Origin of the sequence: Streptomyces spinosus (assembly GCF_020400655.1) — a bacterium.
Classification (GTDB): domain Bacteria; phylum Actinomycetota; class Actinomycetes; order Streptomycetales; family Streptomycetaceae; genus Streptomyces; species Streptomyces argyrophylli.
In genome coordinates, this window is the sequence record NZ_JAINRC010000001.1 from 825873 (window position 1) to 843015 (window position 17143).

The 17143-nt window shown below is 71.0% G+C and carries 16 protein-coding genes; 6 read left to right on the forward strand and 10 right to left on the reverse strand.

The features are described 5' to 3' along the window. Nucleotides 1-103 precede the first annotated feature (103 nt). The 4 genes from LG395_RS03405 (at nt 104) to LG395_RS03420 (ending at nt 4811) form a co-directional block, all read left to right on the forward strand. The gene (locus tag LG395_RS03405; RefSeq protein ID WP_225808380.1) at nt 104-1360 is read left to right on the forward strand and encodes a citrate synthase; all 1257 of its coding nucleotides are present in this window, start codon (nt 104-106) and stop codon (nt 1358-1360) included. A 53-nt stretch (nt 1361-1413) separates the two neighbouring features. Next, on the forward strand, nt 1414-2355 hold the full coding sequence (locus LG395_RS03410; protein ID WP_225808381.1) for a ferredoxin family protein: 942 nt from the start codon (nt 1414-1416) through the stop codon (nt 2353-2355). 99 nt (nt 2356-2454) lie between these two features. Then, entirely contained in the window at nt 2455-4134 is a 1680-nt protein-coding gene (locus LG395_RS03415) for an ATP-binding protein (RefSeq protein WP_225808382.1), read from the forward strand. Then, on the forward strand, nt 4131-4811 hold the full coding sequence (locus tag LG395_RS03420) for a response regulator (RefSeq protein ID WP_225808383.1): 681 nt from the start codon (nt 4131-4133) through the stop codon (nt 4809-4811). The genes LG395_RS03415 and LG395_RS03420 overlap by 4 nt, the downstream gene beginning before the upstream one ends. A gap of 27 nt (nt 4812-4838) precedes the next feature. Here the strand turns inward: LG395_RS03420 and LG395_RS03425 are convergent, their stop codons facing one another. The 3 genes from LG395_RS03425 to LG395_RS03435 form a co-directional block, all read right to left on the reverse strand. After that, nucleotides 4839-5897 (reverse strand): ABC transporter substrate-binding protein, encoded by a 1059-nt coding sequence (locus LG395_RS03425; RefSeq protein ID WP_225808384.1) that lies wholly within the window; start codon nt 5895-5897, stop codon nt 4839-4841. Nucleotides 5898-5958: 61 nt separating this feature from the next. Continuing rightward, nucleotides 5959-6822, reverse strand: a complete 864-nt coding sequence (locus LG395_RS03430; protein ID WP_171152193.1) for an ABC transporter permease — start codon at nt 6820-6822, stop codon at nt 5959-5961. Continuing rightward, nucleotides 6812-7627 carry an ABC transporter ATP-binding protein gene (locus LG395_RS03435; RefSeq protein ID WP_014675484.1) on the reverse strand — a complete coding sequence of 272 codons (816 nt, stop codon included), beginning with the start codon at nt 7625-7627 and terminating at the stop codon, nt 6812-6814. Before LG395_RS03435 ends, LG395_RS03430 begins: the two co-directional genes overlap by 11 nt. A gap of 157 nt (nt 7628-7784) precedes the next feature. On the opposite strand from LG395_RS03435, the gene LG395_RS03440 reads away from it, so the two are divergent. After that, nucleotides 7785-8474 (forward strand): response regulator, encoded by a 690-nt coding sequence (locus LG395_RS03440; protein ID WP_171152194.1) that lies wholly within the window; start codon nt 7785-7787, stop codon nt 8472-8474. 14 nt (nt 8475-8488) lie between these two features. On the opposite strand, the gene LG395_RS03445 is transcribed toward LG395_RS03440, so the two are convergent. The 6 genes from LG395_RS03445 to LG395_RS03470 all read right to left on the reverse strand — a co-directional run bounded on the left by LG395_RS03445 (nt 8489) and on the right by LG395_RS03470 (nt 15513). Next, complete coding sequence (locus LG395_RS03445; protein ID WP_225808385.1) at nt 8489-10081, reverse strand: monocarboxylic acid transporter; 1593 nt, start codon at nt 10079-10081, stop codon at nt 8489-8491. Next, entirely contained in the window at nt 10078-10533 is a 456-nt protein-coding gene (locus tag LG395_RS03450; RefSeq protein WP_225808386.1) for a DUF485 domain-containing protein, read from the reverse strand. Before LG395_RS03450 ends, LG395_RS03445 begins: the two co-directional genes overlap by 4 nt. 162 nt (nt 10534-10695) lie before the next feature. After that, complete coding sequence (locus tag LG395_RS03455; RefSeq protein ID WP_225808387.1) at nt 10696-11385, reverse strand: response regulator transcription factor; 690 nt, start codon at nt 11383-11385, stop codon at nt 10696-10698. Continuing rightward, complete coding sequence (locus LG395_RS03460; protein ID WP_225808388.1) at nt 11382-12533, reverse strand: sensor histidine kinase; 1152 nt, start codon at nt 12531-12533, stop codon at nt 11382-11384. The genes LG395_RS03455 and LG395_RS03460 overlap by 4 nt, the downstream gene beginning before the upstream one ends. Then, nucleotides 12530-13066: a DUF1453 domain-containing protein gene (locus LG395_RS03465; RefSeq protein ID WP_225808389.1), complete on the reverse strand. Its 537-nt coding sequence runs from the start codon at nt 13064-13066 to the stop codon at nt 12530-12532. Before LG395_RS03465 ends, LG395_RS03460 begins: the two co-directional genes overlap by 4 nt. A gap of 323 nt (nt 13067-13389) precedes the next feature. Then, nucleotides 13390-15513, reverse strand: a complete 2124-nt coding sequence (locus tag LG395_RS03470) for a DNA gyrase/topoisomerase IV subunit B (RefSeq protein WP_171152216.1) — start codon at nt 15511-15513, stop codon at nt 13390-13392. Between the two features lie 441 nt (nt 15514-15954). Between LG395_RS03470 and LG395_RS03475 the strand changes: the two genes are divergently transcribed. Beyond that, a complete protein-coding gene (locus LG395_RS03475; protein WP_014675476.1) occupies nt 15955-16185 on the forward strand; it encodes a DUF7455 domain-containing protein in 231 nt (76 codons plus the stop codon). Between the two features lie 98 nt (nt 16186-16283). Here LG395_RS03475 and LG395_RS03480 read toward each other — a convergent pair whose 3' ends face one another. After that, the gene (locus LG395_RS03480) at nt 16284-17138 is read right to left on the reverse strand and encodes a serine protease (protein WP_225808390.1); all 855 of its coding nucleotides are present in this window, start codon (nt 17136-17138) and stop codon (nt 16284-16286) included. Between the last annotated feature and the right edge of the window lie 5 nt (nt 17139-17143).

Below are 17143 nucleotides of genomic sequence, written 5' to 3' on the forward strand. Positions count from 1 at the left end.
CCCCCGAAACTTGATCCGACTGTCCATGCTTGACGCTATGCTGTCAACGTTGATCCGATCAACACACCTCTATCAACATGTGTGCTGCCACTACGGTGACCCCATGCGCGATCACGACACCGCTCCTCACCGTCCCGGGCGCCGGCTGAGCACCAAGGAGACCGCCGAACTGCTCGGGGTGAAGCCCGAGACGGTCTACGCGTACGTGAGCCGCGGCCTGCTCAGCAGCAGACGCGAACCCGGCGGCCGGTCCAGCACGTTCGAGGCCGGGGAGGTGGAGGCCCTCGCGCGCCGCAACCGGCGCGAGGTAGCCGGGACTCCGGGGTCCGGCGGCGACCTGTCCGTCCGCACCCGGATCACCCTCATCGAGCAGGAGCGGTACTTCTACCGGGGCGTGGACGCCGTCGACCTGGCCACCCGCCACTCCTACGAGGAGGTCGCCGAGTGGCTGTGGACCGGCCGGCTGAGCCCCGGGGCGACGTTCTCCGCGCCCGGGCCCACCGTCGAGGTCGCCCGCCGCGCGGTGGACGCCCTGTCCGAACACGCCTCCCCGGTCGACCGGCTGCGGGTCGCCGCGATCGCCGCGGCGGCCGAGGACCCGCTGCGCTTCGACCTGTCCGAGGACGCCGTGCTGAACACGGCGCGGGTCCTGATCCCGACCCTCGTCGCCGCGCTCCCGCCGGTCCGGGCCGACCACCAGGACGGCGGGGCACTGGCGCAACGGCTGTGGGGGCGGCTGACCGGCCACCCGGCCGACGAGGACTCCCTGCGCGTCCTGGACACCGCGCTCGCGCTGCTCGCCGACCACGACCTCGCCGCGTCCACGCTGGCGGTGCGGGTCGCCGCCTCGGCCCGGGCGCACGCTTACGCGGCCGTCTCGGCCGGGCTCGGCGTCCTGGAGGGGCCGCTGCACGGCGCCGCGAGCGGCCTGGCCCACCGGATGCTCCTGGACGTGCTCGACCAGGGGACAGCGGTCCCGGTGATCGCCGACGAGCTGCGCGCGGGCCGCCGCGTGCCCGGTCTCGGCCACCGGCTGTACGCCGGTGAGGACCCCCGCGCGCGCATGCTGTTCGGCCTCCTGGAGCGGGTCCCGCGCGCGGAGTCCGCGCTGCTCGCGGCCCGAGACATCGTCGCGACGGCCGCCCGGCACACTCCGCTGCACGCCAATGTGGACCTGGCCCTCGCGGTGTTCACCGCGTCCAGCGGCATGCCGGCCACCGCCGGTGAGACGATCTTCGCCGTCGCGCGGACCGCGGGCTGGATCGCCCACGCCCTGGAGGAGTACGGCGAGCGTCCGCTGCGCATGCGGCCCAGTGGCCATTACGTCGGCCCGCGCCCGCCGCAGCCCCTGCCGGAGTAGGACACGGACGGGCCGGAAGTCGCCCCGGGGAAAGTCAGGTTAGGCTCACCTCTGTGAGTAGGTGTGCGACCGCGTCCCGGAGCCTCGAGGAACCCGTGTCCGGTACGGCGGCGACGGCGACGACCTGGCTGCTGCTGGAACAGCCCGGCCCCTGGGGTGCCAAGGCCCTCACGTCCAGTCACCTGGACCCCGCGCTGGGCCGGGAACTGGAGGCCGCCGCCGACGGAACCGGCGTGCGGATCGCCCTCATCCGGCGCCCCGGGCGCCACGCCGACCCCGGTACGCCCGAGATCCGGCAGGTGTACGCCGCGCACACCGTTCCCGGGCGTGTGTGGCTGCAGGGCGCGGCCACGCGTGATCCGCGGCGGCTGCTCGACCTCGACTTCGCCGGCCTCGGAGCGGGCGAGCACCGTTCCTTCGGCACGGTGCTCGGCGGACGGCCGCACCGGGGTGATCCGCTGGCGCTCGTGTGCACCAACGGCAAGCGCGACCGCTGCTGTGCCCTCCTGGGCCGCCCGCTCGCCACGGAGCTGGTCGCCTCCGGGGTGCGCGGGGTCTGGGAGGTCACCCATCTGGGTGGACATCGCTTCGCGCCCACGGTGCTGGTCCTGCCGTACGGCTACGCCTACGGCCGCGCCGAGGCGCACACCGTCAAGGAGGCCCTGCACGGCGTCCAGGAGGGACGTGTGGTCCTGGAGGGGTGCAGGGGGTGCTCGGCGTGGGAACGCCCGGGACAGGCGGCGGAACTGGCCGTGCGGTCCGCCGCGGGCGAGTACCGGGCGGGTGTGCTCAACGTCGTACGGACCGACGGCACCGACTCCGGCTGGGCCGTCACCGTCCGGCACGCCGACGGCCGCCGGTGGCGGGTCACCGTGGCGCGCGGGACGGCGCTGCCGCCCCGCCCCGAGAGCTGTGGCGCGGCGGTGCTCGGTACGCCCGCGCGGATGGACGTGGTCGAGGTGCGCGAGCTGAGGCCGACGGCGCTGGCGAGCTGACCGGCGCAGGTGCCGTCAGCCTTTGATCAACGCATGGATCAAGAGATCCACACCACACCCGCTGGGGTGCGCCCGGCCGCCGCACGTACCGTCATGGGCATGAGCCCCACTCCCCCCGCCCGCCGGCTGCGCCTCGGTCTGCCACGGCGGATGTTCTCCCAGGTGCTGCTGATGCAGGTGGTGATCGCCGCGGGGGTGGCGGTGCTCGCGACCGGGCTCTTCCTCGCCCCGCTGAGCAAGCAGCTGGACCAGGAGGCGATGCGCCGCGCGCTGGCCATCGCCGAGACCACGGCCCAGGACCCGCAGATCGCCGAGGGCGTGCTGACCACCCCGCCGAGCAGGAACGGCCCCGTGCAGGAGGAGGCCGAGCGGATCCGGCGGGCGACGCACGCCGAGTACATCGTGGTGCTGGATCGGAACTGGGTGCGCTGGTCGCACCCCACGGCCTCGGAGATCGGCAGGCGCGTCTCCACCGACCCCAGGAACGCCCTGGCCGGCCAGGAGGTCATGGAGATCGACAGGGGCACCCTGGGACGCTCGGCGCGCGGCAAGGTGCCGCTGTACGACACCGACCACCGCATCGTCGGCGCGGTCTCCGTCGGCATCGCCTACGACAGCGTGCGGGCGCGGCTGATCAACGCGATCCCGGGCCTGTTCGCGTACGCCGGCGGTGCGCTCGCGGTGGGCGCGCTGGCCGCCTGGCTGATCTCGCGCCGGGTGCAGCGGCAGACCCGGGACCTGGCCTTCTCCGACATCTCGGCGCTGCTCGCGGAGCGCGAGGCGATGCTGCACGGCATCCGGGAGGGTGTGGTCGCGCTCGACCGGGGCGGCCGTATCCGCCTGCTGAACGACGAGGCACGGCGGCTGCTGGGCATCGGCGACGAGGCCGTCGGGCGCACTCCGGACGAGGCGCTCGGCGCGGGCCGTACCACGGACGTGCTGGCCGGCCGGGTGACCGGCACCGATCTGCTCACCGTGCGCGGCCATCGCGTCCTGGTCGCCAACCGCATGCCCACCGACGACGGCGGCGCGGTGGCGACCCTGCGCGACCGTACCGAACTGGAACAGCTGGGACGCGAACTGGACTCCACGCGCGGGCTGATCGACGCCCTGCGCGCCCAGGACCACGAACACGCCAACCGCATGCACACCCTGCTGGGGCTGCTGGAGCTGGAGATGTACGACGACGCGGTGGAGTTCGTCGGCGAGGTGGTCGGGGACCACCGGGCCACCGCCGAGCAGGTCACGGAGAAGATCCAGGACCCGCTGCTGGCCGCGCTGCTGGTGGGCAAGGCGACCGTGGCGGCCGAGCGCGGGGTCGCCCTGTGGGTGTCGGAACGCACCCGGCTCCCCGACCGGCTGATCGACCCCCGCGGGCTGGTCACGGTCGTGGGCAACCTCGTGGACAACGCCCTCGACGCGGTCGCGGGGACACCGCACGCGCGCGTGGAGGTCGAGTTGCGCGCGGAGAACCGCACGGTCGTCCTCCGGGTGTGCGACACGGGTCCCGGGATTCCCGAGGACCAGCGGGAGCTGATCTTCACGGAGGGCTGGTCCACGAAGAAGCCGCCCGCGCACGGCAAGCGGGGCATCGGGCTCCCCCTGGTGCGCCGGCTCGCCGAACGGCAGGGCGGGAGCGCGGCCGTGGGCGGTGCGGCCGGTGGTGGCGCGGAGTTCACCGTGGTCCTGCCGGAGGCGCTGACCGAGCCGGAACTGCAACCGGCGCCGCCCGGGAGGTCCGCCGGGACCGCTGCCGTCGCCGAGGAGGAAGCCCGATGATAGAAGTCCTGGTCGTGGACGACGACACCCGCGTGGCCCGGGTCAACGCCGCCTACGTGGAGAAGGTGCCCGGCTTCCATGTCGCCGGCAAGGCGCACAACGCGGCGGAGGCGCTGCGTCAGGTCGAGGCGCTGCCCCGGCTGGACCTCGTCCTGATGGACCACTACCTGCCCGACGACACGGGTCTGTCGGTGGTCAAGGAGATGCGCCGGCGCGGCCACCAGACCGACGTGATCATGGTGACGGCCGCGCGCGACGTGTCGACCGTGCAGGCCGCCATGCGGCAGGGCGCGCTGCAGTACCTGGTGAAGCCGTTCGCCTTCGCCGGCCTGCGGGCGAAGCTGGAGGCGTACGCCGAGCTGCGGCGCACCCTGGACGGCGGGGGCGAGGCCGAGCAGGCGGAGGTGGACCGCATCTTCGGCGCCCTGTCCGCCCCCTCGGAGCCCGGGCTGCCCAAGGGGCACTCCCCCACGACGGCCGAGCTGGTGCGCCGGGCGCTGCTCAACGCCGAACACCCCCTGTCCGCCCAGGAGATCGCCGAGCGGACGGGGGTGAGCCGGCAGACCGCCCAGCGGTATCTGAAGCTCCTGGAGCGCACGGGCCGGGCGCGGTTGACCCTGAAGTACGGCGACGCGGGCCGCCCCGAACACCGTTACGTGTGGGCGACCCGCGCCTGAGCGCGATGCACGTCGACGCGGCAGCGGTCACTTGACCGCGTTGACGAACTCCGTCGTGTACGTCTTGCTCAAGTCGACCTTCGCGTTCTTGATGTTGGGATTGAACGCCTTGAGGACCTTCTCCACGGTCTCGGGACCGTCCTGGGGCATCACGCCGTCGTCGGTGAACATCGGAAGGGTGCTCTTGATGGCCTGCGCGTACAGCGCCTTGTCGCCCTGGGAGTAGTCGGCGGGCATCTTGGCGGCGATCTCGTCGGCGCTGTGCGTGGACATCCACTTGAGCGTCTTGACGAATGCGTTGGCCAACTTCTGGACGGTCTCCTTGTGTCCGTTCACCCAGTCCGTCTGCATGTACAGACTCGACGAGGGGTACGGCCCGCCCAGCGCTTCCTGCGAGCCCTCGGGGGTGCGCATGTCGATGAGGATCTTGCCGGCCTTCTTGTCCAGGAGCGTCGCGACGGTCGGGTCGGTGGTCATGCCGCCGTCGATCGCGCCCTTCTCGAGTGCCGCGATGAACGTGGGTCCGGCCCCCACCGCGACCGGCGTGAAGTCGCTGACCTTCACTCCGTTCTTGACCGCCAGGTACTTGGTGAGGAAGTCGGTCGAGGAACCGAGCCCGGTCACGCCCAGCTTGCGGCCCTTGAAGTCCTTGGGCGAGGCGAGGTCGCCGGCGGCCTTGTTCGAGACGACCTCGACCTCGCCGGGCGCGTGCGAGAACTGCACGACGGACTCCACCGACTTGCCCTTCACCTGGAGGTCCAGGGTGTGGTCGTAGAACCCGACCGCTCCTTGCACCTGGCCGGAGACGAGCGCGGTCTCGGCCTGCACCCCGGCGGGCTCGCTGAGGAGCTGGACGTTCAGCCCCTCCGCCTGGAAGTAGCCGAGGCGCTGGGTGAGCATCGCGGGCAGGTAGATGACCTTGTCCAGGCCACCGACCATGATCTTGACGCTCTCCCCCTTCCCGCCGCCCCCGCCGCTGCCGGTGTCGGCGGTGGAGCTTGCCGCGTCGTTGGCGCAGGCGGTGAGCGAGGAGAGGGCGAGCAGTCCGGCGACTGCCAAGGAGGCGTGTCGGGCGGTCTTGCGCATGCGGGTTCACGTCCTTGTGAGAGGGCGGTGCGGGAAGGAGCGGGGGGTGGCGGGGAACCGGTCAGCTGTCGGAACCGGTGGGCTTCCAGCGGAAGATGCGGCGCTCGGCGAAGGTCAGCAGCCCCTCGGCGACGAGGGCGACGACGGCGAGGATGACCATCGCGGCGTACACGCCGGCGGCGTTGAAGGTGTTCTGCGACTGCGAGACGAGCAGGCCGATGCCCTTGGTGGCGCCGATGTACTCGCCGACGATGGCGCCGATGAGAGCGAAGCCAAAGCTGACGTGCAGGCTGGTGAAGATCCAGGAGGTGGCCGACGGGATGACCACCTGGAGGGTCACCCTGCGGTCGCTCGCGCCCAGGATGCGGGCGTTGGCCACCAGGTTGCGGTCCACTTCGCGGGCGCCCTGGAAGGCGTTGAAGAACACCGGGAAGAAGACGAGCACCACGGCGGAGGCCACCTTGGAGGACGGTCCGAGGCCGAACCAGATCAGGAAGATGGGCGCCAGCACGATCCTGGGGATCGAGTTGAGCACCTTGATGTATGGACCAAGAACCTCGGCGAGCAATCTTATCCGCCCGAGCGCGATGCCGAGCAGCACACCGGCGACCACGCCGATGATCCAGCCGAGCAGGGCCTCGTACAGCGTGTACCAGATCTGCTCACCCAGGGAGCCGAGCGCCGTCCCGTGGGTCACCCAGGTCCAGATCTGGTCCCAGATCTTCGAGGGCATCGAGAAGTTGAACGGGTCGATGACCTTGGCGCGGGACAACGCCTCCCACAGTCCGAGGACGGCCACCAGGAGCACCACCCGCACGACGTTGACGAGGAGCCTGCGCCGGCGTGCGGCCTGGGCGCGGGTCCGCGCGCGATCGGGTGTCTTGACGGTGTCCACCACCGGGGTGCTGAGGACCTCAGGCGACATGGGCGGCACCCCTCTCACGCGTGATGCGGACCTCTTCGCCGAGGGACTCCCAGATCTCGCGGTAGATCTCGATGAACCGCGGCTCCAGCCGCACCGACTCCACCTTGCGCGGGCGGGGCAGGTCGATGTCGAAGACCTGCTTCACGGTCGCGGGTCCGGCGGTCATCACGACCACCTTGTCGGCCAGCGCGATGGACTCCTCCAGGTCGTGGGTGACGAAGACGACGGAGGCGCCGGTGCCTTCCCACAGCTCCAGCAGCTCGTCCGACATCAGCGCGCGGGTCTGCACGTCGAGCGCCGAGAACGGCTCGTCCATCAGCAGGATCTCGGGGTCGTTGACGAACGTGGCCGCCAGGGCGACCCGCTTGCGCTGACCGCCGGAGAGCTGGTGCGGATAACGGTCCTCGAAGGCGGCGAGCCCGACCCGGGCCAGCCAGTCGCGGGCCCTCTGCTTGGCCTCCGCCTTGGGCACGCCCCGGAAACGCGGACCGGCCATGACGTTCGACAGCACGGTCCGCCAGGGAAAGGTGGCGTCCTGCTGGAAGACGAAACCGACCTTGTCGCCGACCCCGTCGACCGGTTCCCCGGCCACCAGCACCTCGCCCTCGGTGGGCTCCTCCAGGCCGCTGACCAGGGTCAGCGTCGTGGACTTGCCGCATCCGGTCGGTCCTACGACGGCCACGAACTCGCCGCGCTCCACGGTGAGGTCCAGGCCGCGCACCGCCGTGTGCAGTCCCCCGGACGGAGTTCTGAAGGTCTTGCTCGCGCCCCGCAACTCGATGGCGGGGCTGGTGTGTGCGCTCATGGGCCGGGACGGTAGGTGTGGCCCCGGCCACAACAGGAGTCTTGTGAGCACAAGCCGTTCTTTTGCTCGCAAGCACCTGTTGTGCTCGTTTTGCTCGCGCTACAACTGCGGAGCCGAAACGGGCTGAACGCTCGCCGGCCTTGTAAGGAGAGGCCTGATGATTGACGTCCTGGTGGTCGACGACGACTTCCGTGTCGCTGAGATAAACGCCAAGTACGTGGGGAAGGTTCCCGGCTTCCGGGTGGCCGCCCGCGCGCACAGTGCCGCCCAGGCCCTGGCCGCCGTGGAACGCGGCTCCATCGACCTGGTGCTGCTCGACCACTACCTGCCGGACCAGACCGGCCTCGAGCTCGTGCACCGCATGCGCGAGCAGGGTCATGGCACCGACGTCATCATGATCACGGCGGCCAGCGATGTGACGACCGTCCAGCAGGCGATGCGCCTGGGCGCCCTGCACTATCTGGTCAAGCCCTTCACCTTCGCCGCGCTGCGCACCCGCCTGGACTCCTACGCCGCCCTGCGCCGCACGGTCGACCGGGTGGGCGGCCGGGGCCTGACGGGCCAGGAACAGGTCGACCGGATCTTCGGCGCCCTACGCGCTCCCGCCCCTTCCGCACCCGGCCTGCCGACCGGCCACTCCGAGCCCACGACCGACCTCATCTGCGGTGTCCTGCACCGCGCCGACCATCCGCTCTCGGCCCACGAGGTGGCCGCCCGCACGGGCCTGAGCCGCTCCACCGCCCAGCGCTATCTGCGCCACCTCGAACAGGCGGGCCGTCTGCGCCTCTCCCTGAAGTACGGCGACACCGGCCGCCCGGAACACCGGTACGCCTGGGTCGCGCCGTAACGCGCACGGCCCGGCTACACGGCTCCGGCCCCGGTCAGCGAACGCACCTCCGTCTCGGCGTACCCGGCCTCGTCCGGAACCTCGTCCGAGGTCACCGTGCCCAGCCAGCCGGCGAGGAAGCCGAGCGGGATGGAGACGATGCCGGGGTTCTCCAGCGGGAAGTACTGGAAGTCGACGCCGGGGAACAGGGATTCCGGGCTGCCGGACACAACCGGGGAGAGCAGCACCAGTCCGATCGCCGGGAGCAGCCCGCCGTACACCGCCCACACCGCGCCCCGCGTGGTGAAACCGCGCCAGAACAGCGAGTAGAGCAGGACCGGCAGGTTCGCCGATGCGGCGACCGCGAAGGCGAGGCCGACGAGGAAGGCGACATTGAGATCGCGGGCCAGCAGGCCGAGTCCGATCGCCACCACGCCGATGCCGGCCGCCGCCCACCGGGCCACGGCCACCTCGCTGCGGTGCTTGCCGTGCCGGCGGCGCAGTGACGCGTACAGGTCGTGGGCCACCGAGGCCGAGGAGGCGAGCGTGATGCCCGCGACCACCGCGAGGATCGTGGCGAAGGCCACGGCTGCGACCACCGCGAACAGCACGGTGCCCCCGGTCGAGCCCGCTCCGCCGCCCAGGTCGAGGGCGAGGAGGGGCACCGCCGTGTTCCCGGCCGCGTTGGATCCGCGTACGGCCCGCGGCCCGACCACCGCCGCCGCCCCGAAGCCGAGGACGATCGTCATCAGGTAGAAGCCGCCGATCAGGCCGATGGACCACACCACCGAGCGGCGAGCGGCCCGCGCCGTCGGCACGGTGTAGAAGCGCGACAGGATGTGCGGCAGCCCGGCCGTGCCCAGCACCAGGGCGAGTCCCAGGCTGACGAAGTCCAACCGGGAGTTCCAGTCCCCGCCGTACTTCAGCCCGGGTGCCAGGAAGGCCCTGCCCTGGCCGCTGCGCTCCGCCGCCGTGAGCAGCAGCCGGTCGACGTCGCCGTGGAAGCGCAGCAGGACCAGGACGGTCAGCACGACCGTCCCGCTCAGCAACAGCACCGCCTTCACGATCTGGATCCAGGTGGTGGCGCGCATCCCTCCCAACGACACGTAGATCACCATGAGCGCGCCGACACCGATGACCGTCCACGCCTGGGCCGCGCCGCTCGTGCGCCCCAGCAGCAACGCCACCAGACTGCCCGCGCCGACCATCTGCGCCACCAGGTACAGCACGGACACCGTGACCGAGGACGCTCCCGCGGCGATCCGCACCGGCCGCTCGCTCATCCGGGCGGCCACCACGTCGGCCAGCGTGAACCGCCCGCAATTGCGCACCAGTTCGGCCACCAGGTACAGCACGACCAGCCATGCCACGAGGAACCCCACCCCGTAGAGCAGCCCGTCGTACCCGTACAGCGCGATGAGCCCGCTGATGCCCAGGAAGGAGGCCGCCGACATGTAGTCCCCCGCGATGGCAAAACCATTCTCCATCGGGGAGAACAGCCGCCCGCCCGCGTAGAACTCCTCCGCCGAACCGTGCCGCCTTCGGCTCACCCACGTCGTGATCGCGAGAGTGACCGCCACGAACCCGCTGAACAGCAGCAGCGCCAGAGTCTGGTGATCACCGGTCACGGGTTCCCTCCCTGCGCTCCGCGGGCCAGTTCCTGCGTGTCCCAGCGCAGCTCCAGTGCGGCCCGGTCCCTGCGCAGCCGCGCGTGCCGGGCATACGCCCAGGTGAAAAGGAACGTGGTGACGAACTGTCCGAGCCCCGCGAGCATCCCCACGTTCACCGCTCCCACCACCGGCCGGGCCATGAGCCGCGGCGCGGTCGTCGCGGCGACCACATAGGCCACGTACCACACCAGGAAGGCCGTGACCCCCGGCACCACGAACCGCCGGTACCTCCCGCGCACCTCCTGGAACGCCTCGCTCCGCTGCACCTCGACGTACACGTCGCGGGCGCGCGCCGCCGCCGCGCCGGGCTCGGCACGCGCGGCCGGCACGGCCGGTGCCGGCATACCCGCGCCGTCCAGCTCGCCCCAGCCCGAGGCCGATGTGTCGTACCAGGGGTCCTCGTACGCCACGTCACGGCAGGACGCGCCGTCGTCTTCCTGGTTCCCGGCCGATCTCTCGGGACCGTCCCCGACTCCACGGGGACGACCATTGCTTGACTGCATGCCCAAGGATGGACAGAACGGGTGGATCCCTGACTCTTCTTCCTCCGGCTCTTCACCCCATCAGGTGATTTACCCGGTCGGTGGTCGCACCAGCCCCTTGCCGTAGGCGTACCGCACGGCCTGCGCCCGGTCCTTGAGACCCGTCTTGGCGAAGAGATTGTTGATGTGGGTCTTCACGGTCGCGGTCGACACGTGCAGCCGGCGGGCGATCTCCTGATTGGTGAGCCCTTCGCCGATCAGCACCAGGACCTCGGTCTCGCGTGCGGTCAGCCCGTCGGGCGCCTCGCCGGCCGTGGGCACCGGCACGGGCTCTGCCTGCGACAGCCTCTCCAGCAACCGCCGCTGGACACTCGGCGACAGTCCCGCGTCCCCCGAGAGCACGCTGTGCACGGCACGGACGATCTCGTCCCCGCCCGCGTCCTTGGTCAGGTAACCCCGGGCACCGGCCTTGAGCGCGGGGAACAGCGAATCGTCGTCCGCGTAGGTGGTGAGCACCACCACCTGCGTGCCCGGGTACTGCTCCCGGATGCGCCGGGTGGCCTCCACGCCGTCGCAGCGGGGCATCCTGAGGTCCATCAGCACGACATCCGGGGCCAGTTCCCCGACCAGCCGCACCGCCTCCTCCCCGTCTCCCGCCGCCCCGACGACCTCCACGCCGGGCAGCAGCCCGAGCAGCATCGCGATGCCTTCGCGGACCACGGTCTGATCGTCGGCGACCACCACCCGCGCGGGTTTCCGCTCCCCTTCCGTCCGCGTCATACGGGCACCTTCAGCGTCACCACGAACCCCTCCTCACCCGGCCCCGCGTCCAGCGAACCGCCGAGCAGTTCGGCGCGCTCACGCATGCCCAGCAGACCGTACCCGCCCCCGGAACCGTTCAGTTCGCCCGCTTCGCCGCCCGAGTCCCGCACGTCCAGCCTCACTTCGTGCTCGCTGTAGTCGAGCCACACGGTCACCTTGGCACCCTGCGCGTGCTTGCGGACGTTCGTCAGGGCTTCCTGAGCGACCCGCCGCACGGCCTGGGACGCCTCGGCCGGGAGGGGCCTGCGTTCACCTGTGACGGTGACCTGGGCACCTTCGGCCGTGCTGACGAGTTCGGCCAGGAAGTCCTCCAGCGGGGTCAGCTCGCCCCGCAGCGCGGACAGCGCCTGCCGGGTCTCGGCGAGGCCGTCACGGGCCATGCCCCGCGCGGCCACCACCCGCTCCAGGATCCGCTCGCGATCCGCGCCACCCTCGATCAGCAACCGGGCCGCCTCCAGGTGCACGAGCTGGGCCGAAAGGCTGTGCGCCAGCACGTCGTGGATCTCCCGTGCGATGCTGGCACGCTCGGCCAGTGCGGCGGACTCGGCCTCGGCCGCGCGGGCGGCGCGCTCCTGGGCGAGGAGCCGTTGTGCGCTGCCGCGTGCTTCCGCGTCCAGCCGCAGCACGTACCCGGCGAGGGCCATGCCGGCCACGGTGGCGGCCGTGGTCAGCCAGACGTCGTTGTTGAACGCGGAGTACGAGGCCAGCGCCACTGACGCGACGGGGACCGCGGCCCCCAGCGGCAGTCGTTCCAGCGCGCCGACTCCACAGCCGCACCAGATCACGAGTGCCGGCCCCGTGAATCCCGTGGCCTCCGCGGCGACCGCGATGCCCAGGAGCACGCCCATCAGCGCGAGGGAGGGCACCAGCCGGTGCGCGTAGGTGGTCCGGAAGAAGGCCCGGGAGACGAGGGCGGCGAGGAGGACCGCCGCCGCTGCCGCGAGTGCTTCCCAGAGACCGACGTGCCTCTTGCTGAAGGCACTCCACAGGAGCAGGGCCAGCACGAGCAGTCGGACGACCCACGCGAGCATGCGCCGGGGACGGGTGGTTCCCGAACGGCCGAGCGCTTCTCGTGACGGCCAGCGTGTCCAAGCGTTCTCCGTCACACGCGCTCCTTCCACGCCGACCGCTCGTCGTCACCGTACGCCGGAGCGGGACGGCTCGGGGCGGGGTGGCTCGGGGCGCCGAGGGACTGGGCCCGAAAGGCCAGGACTCCACCGCGGACCAGCAGGGTGCCCGCGAGGCCGAGCACCAGCGCGGAGCTGTCCTGGTGCACGCCGAGAGCGGAGCCGAGGGCGAAGACCCCGGCCCGCAGGGCTATGCCCGCGATCCACACGGCGCCGCTCGCCTTGCTGCTCCTGGTCCACACGACGCCGTCCGGCGCGGTCCAGATGCGGGTGGTCCAGCCCCAGCCGAGGCCGGTGACCAGGCCGATGAACAGCTCCCCCACGAGCAGTACGGCGGATTCGGCCCGGTGGTGGGCGTCGAGGATGCCGGGCTCGCGCAGCGAGACGACGGCCAGGATCACGGGGAGCAGCCACCAGCGCCGCTCCGTGCCGATCGCCCGGGCGCGGAACTGCCGCGCGATCACAATGGCGACCACGGCAACGATCACCAGCACGTTGACGAGCCCGGGCATCTGGACCTCCGTGAGCGAGAGGACGGTGCCGGAAGCGAGTGCTGCCGACGCCTTCGAAACTACGGAAGTCCGCAGGCCAGGGGATCGGAGCCAGGGTGGATCACGGGTGGAAGCCGAAACCGCCCCGCCTCCACCCGGGGGTGGAGAGACCTGGGGGCGGGACGAGGGTGGCTGGTGGCTGTAAGGGACGGGTGAGGGCGGAGCGTCGGTGATCGGGATTACCCGCACCCCACCGAACGCCCACCCCCGCCAAGCCCCTCACCCCGGGCGACAATTCCCGTCGGCCGGACCCCCAACCCCGTCCGCCGAGCCCAGCGCAGCGGCTAGGCGTCGATGCGTGACCGGTCCAGCGTCGCCGCCGAGCTGGAGATGAACTCCTTGCGGGGTGCGACGTCGTTGCCCATCAGCAGGTCGAAGACCTGTTCCGCGGCCTCCAGGTCGGAGAGGTTGATGCGGCGCAGGGTGCGGTGGCGCGGGTCCATCGTGGTCTCGGCCAGCTGGTCCGCGTCCATCTCGCCCAGACCCTTGTAGCGCTGGATGGAGTCCTTGTACCGGATGCCCTTGCTCTGGAACTCCATGAGCTTGTCGCGCAGCTCGCGGTCGGAGTACGTGTAGACGTACTTCTCCTGCCCCTTCTTCGGCTGGATCAGCTCGACGCGGTGCAGCGGCGGCACCGCGGCGAAGACCCGGCCGGCCTCGACCATGGGCCGCATGTAGCGCTGGAACAGCGTGAGCAGCAGGCAGCGGATGTGCGAACCGTCCACATCGGCGTCGGTCATCATGATGATCTTGCCGTAGCGGGCCTGGTCGATGTCGAAGGTACGGCCCGAGCCCGCTCCTATGACCTGGATGATCGCGCCACACTCGGCGTTCTTGAGCATGTCGGTGACCGACGACCGCTGCACGTTGAGGATCTTGCCGCGGATCGGCAGCAGAGCCTGGAACTCGGAGTTCCGGGCCAGCTTGGCCGTGCCGAGCGCGGAGTCTCCCTCGACGATGAACAGCTCGCTGCGGTCGACGTCGTCGCTGCGGCAGTCGGCGAGCTTGGCCGGCAGGGAGGAGGACTCCAGGGCCGTCTTCCGGCGCTGGGCGTCCTTGTGCTGGCGGGCCGCGACCCGGGTGCGGGCGGCCGCGACCACCTTCTCCATGACCACCCGTGCCTGGGCGGCCGCGTCGCGCTTGGTGGCCGTGAGGAACGCCTTCAGTTCCTTGCTGATCACGCTGTTCACGATGCGGCGGGCCGCCGAGGTGCCGAGGACCTCCTTGGTCTGCCCCTCGAACTGCGGCTCGGCCAGCCGGACGGTGACGACGGCGGTGAGGCCCTCCAGGGCGTCGTCCTTGACGATGTTGTCCTCGGCCACGCGCAGCAGCTTCTTGGCGCGCAGCACATCGTTCAGCGTCTGGGTGAGGGCCTGTTCGAACCCGGCGACGTGGGTGCCGCCCTTGGGTGTGGCGATGATGTTGACGAACGACCTGACGGTCGTGTCGTAGCCCGTGCCCCATCGCATCGCGACGTCGACGCCCAGCTCACGGGTGACCTCGGTGGGGGTCATCTGGCCGTGGTCGTCCAGAACCGGGACGGTCTCCTTGAAGGTGCCTTTGCCCGAGAAGCGGAGGACGTCGCAGATCGCCTTGTCGTTCGCCAGGTACTCGCAGAACTCGCTGATACCGCCGTCGAAGCGGAACGACTCCTCGCCCTTGCTGCCGCCCTCGCCGAGGCCGAACTCGTCACGGACGACGATGGTCAGGCCGGGCACCAGGAAGGCGGTCTGCCGGGCGCGCTGGTGCAGGTTCTCCAGGGACAGCTTGGCGTCCTTGAGGAAGATCTGCCGGTCGGCCCAGTAACGCACGCGCGTGCCGGTGCGCGTCTTGGGGATCTTCTTGGCCTTGCGCAGACCGCTCTTGGCCTCGAACTTCGCGTCGGCGCCCTCGGCGGCGAAGGCTCCGGGCACGCCACGCCGGAAGCTGATGGCGTGCGTGTGACCGCCGCGGTCCACTTCGACGTCGAGGCGGGCCGAGAGGGCGTTGACCACGGAGGCGCCGACGCCGTGCAGACCGCCGGAGGCAGCGTAGGAGCCGCCCCCGAACTTGCCGCCGGCGTGCAGCTTGGTCATGACGACCTCGACGCCGGACAGGCCGGTCTTCGGTTCCACGTCCACGGGGATGCCGCGGCCGTTGTCGCGCACCTCGACGGAGCCGTCGTCGTGGAGGATCACCTCGATGTGGTCGCAGTAGCCGCCGAGGGCCTCGTCCACCGAGTTGTCGATGATCTCCCAGAGGCAGTGCATCAGACCGCGGCTGTCGGTCGAGCCGATGTACATGCCGGGGCGCTTGCGCACGGCCTCGAGCCCCTCGAGGACGAGCAGGTGCCGCGCGGTGTAGTTGGAACCGTCCCGGTCTGCTCCTGCCAGCAGCGCTGTGGACGGCACGGACGTATCGGCGGTCACGCGGTTCGCTCCTCGCTGAATTTCAGGTGGCCCCCTTTTGGGTAAGGGGGCGGCTTCGGTCGCCGCACAGAGGGTACCGAGCCCTGGTAGAGCCGGTGTAACGCCACCCTCGTCGGCAACTCACACTAGTCCAAGCTCGCATACCTGTTCGATCCCTCGTAGGAGTGAAGCACACATCACGTTCCCTTCGAGGCATGAACCATTTAGGCTCCGGGCACGTCCTCATGAACAACCGGCAACCCGGCCGGGAGGACCGAGACAGCAAGACAGCGCGAACCCGTAGGCATACAAGAGACGCAATACGGCACATTCGCCGCCAACCGGCAGCAGACAGCCGCCCCGGAAAGATTTTTTCGAGGAAAAGCCACGAGCGGGAACGTTTTCGGGCTGGTTGGATGTTGACCCTGGTACGACAGCTCGTCGAGCTAGAGAAGAGGCGACGTGACTACTGTTCTGACCCCCGCGAGCCCGTTGACGGCCGCCGATCGCTGCGACCGCTGCGGCGCCCAGGCATACCTGCGCGTCGTCCTGCTCAGCGGCGGAGAACTGCTCTTCTGCGCCCACCACGGTCGCAAGTTCGAGCCGGAACTCAAGAAGATCGCCGCTGAGATACAGGACGAGACGGAGCGGCTGACGTCCGTTCCGAACACCGCTTCCGACGAAGAGCGCTGAATCTCGCACCACGACGAGCCAGCCCCGGCACAGGCCGGTGAACGGGCGGCCGCTCCTCACTGGAGCGGCCGCCCGTGCTCATGCCCGTCGAAGCGCGCTCAGGAGCGCCCGGAAGGCGGGGCGCCGTCGGCCGGCCGCAGCGCTCGTACGATCTCGGAGACGCGTGTGTAGACGCCGGGAAGCCCCGGCCGTCCGCAGCCGCTCCCCCACGACACGAGGCCGATCAGCCGTCCCCGGGCCACCAGAGGGCCACCACTGTCCCCCTGGCAGGCGTCGGGGCCTCCGGCGAGCTCACCGGCGCAGAGCATGGTCTCGGCCCGGTAGGAGCCGTCCGGGCCGCCCGGAAAGGCGCGGGCACACATTTCGTCGGGCAGTACGCGTACGCGTGCGGCATGGAGCCGGTACGGGTAGGACCCCGCGCCGGTCGTGTCGCCCCACCCGGACACCAGGGCCTGCGTGCCCGGCGCGTAGGCCGGATCGCCCGTGTCCGCCATGGCGACGACCGCGCCCTGCGGCAGCGGTGCGGCCAGCTCGAGGACCGCGAAGTCCCCGGAGTGGGTCGTGGCGTCGTAGGCGGGATTGAACCGGACCTTGCGTACGGCGATCTCGTCGCCCTGCCGTGACAGCAGGTCGGTACGGCCCGCGATGACCTTGAGGTCGCGCAGCCGGTTCGGCGGTGATCCGAGGGCGTCGTCGGACAGACAGTGGGCCGCGGTGACCACGGTGGTGCGCCCGACGGCCACGGCGCCGCAGAACTGGCCCGCCCGGGTACCTCCGAACCGGTCACGGCTGGCCAGCGCCATCGTCCACGGAGCCTGGGAGACGTCGATCGGGAACCCCCCGACCACTACGCTGTCGGCGCCCGCGGGAGCCGCGCTCATCAGGGGTATCGCGGTCACGGTGGCCGCCATGGCCAACGGCCGGATCAGTGCCCGGACAAGAGAACGGCGCATGCATG

Coding starts and splice junctions, on each gene's coding strand:
- LG395_RS03405 (WP_225808380.1), top strand. CDS start 104: ATGCGCGATCACGACACCGCTCCTCACCGTCCCGGGCGCCGGCTGAGC.
- LG395_RS03415 (WP_225808382.1), top strand. CDS start 2,455: ATGAGCCCCACTCCCCCCGCCCGCCGGCTGCGCCTCGGTCTGCCACGG.
- LG395_RS03420 (WP_225808383.1), top strand. CDS start 4,131: ATGATAGAAGTCCTGGTCGTGGACGACGACACCCGCGTGGCCCGGGTC.
- LG395_RS03425 (WP_225808384.1), bottom strand. CDS start 5,897: ATGCGCAAGACCGCCCGACACGCCTCCTTGGCAGTCGCCGGACTGCTC.
- LG395_RS03430 (WP_171152193.1), bottom strand. CDS start 6,822: ATGTCGCCTGAGGTCCTCAGCACCCCGGTGGTGGACACCGTCAAGACA.
- LG395_RS03435 (WP_014675484.1), bottom strand. CDS start 7,627: ATGAGCGCACACACCAGCCCCGCCATCGAGTTGCGGGGCGCGAGCAAG.
- LG395_RS03440 (WP_171152194.1), top strand. CDS start 7,785: ATGATTGACGTCCTGGTGGTCGACGACGACTTCCGTGTCGCTGAGATA.
- LG395_RS03455 (WP_225808387.1), bottom strand. CDS start 11,385: ATGACGCGGACGGAAGGGGAGCGGAAACCCGCGCGGGTGGTGGTCGCC.
- LG395_RS03465 (WP_225808389.1), bottom strand. CDS start 13,066: ATGCCCGGGCTCGTCAACGTGCTGGTGATCGTTGCCGTGGTCGCCATT.
- LG395_RS03480 (WP_225808390.1), bottom strand. CDS start 17,138: ATGCGCCGTTCTCTTGTCCGGGCACTGATCCGGCCGTTGGCCATGGCG.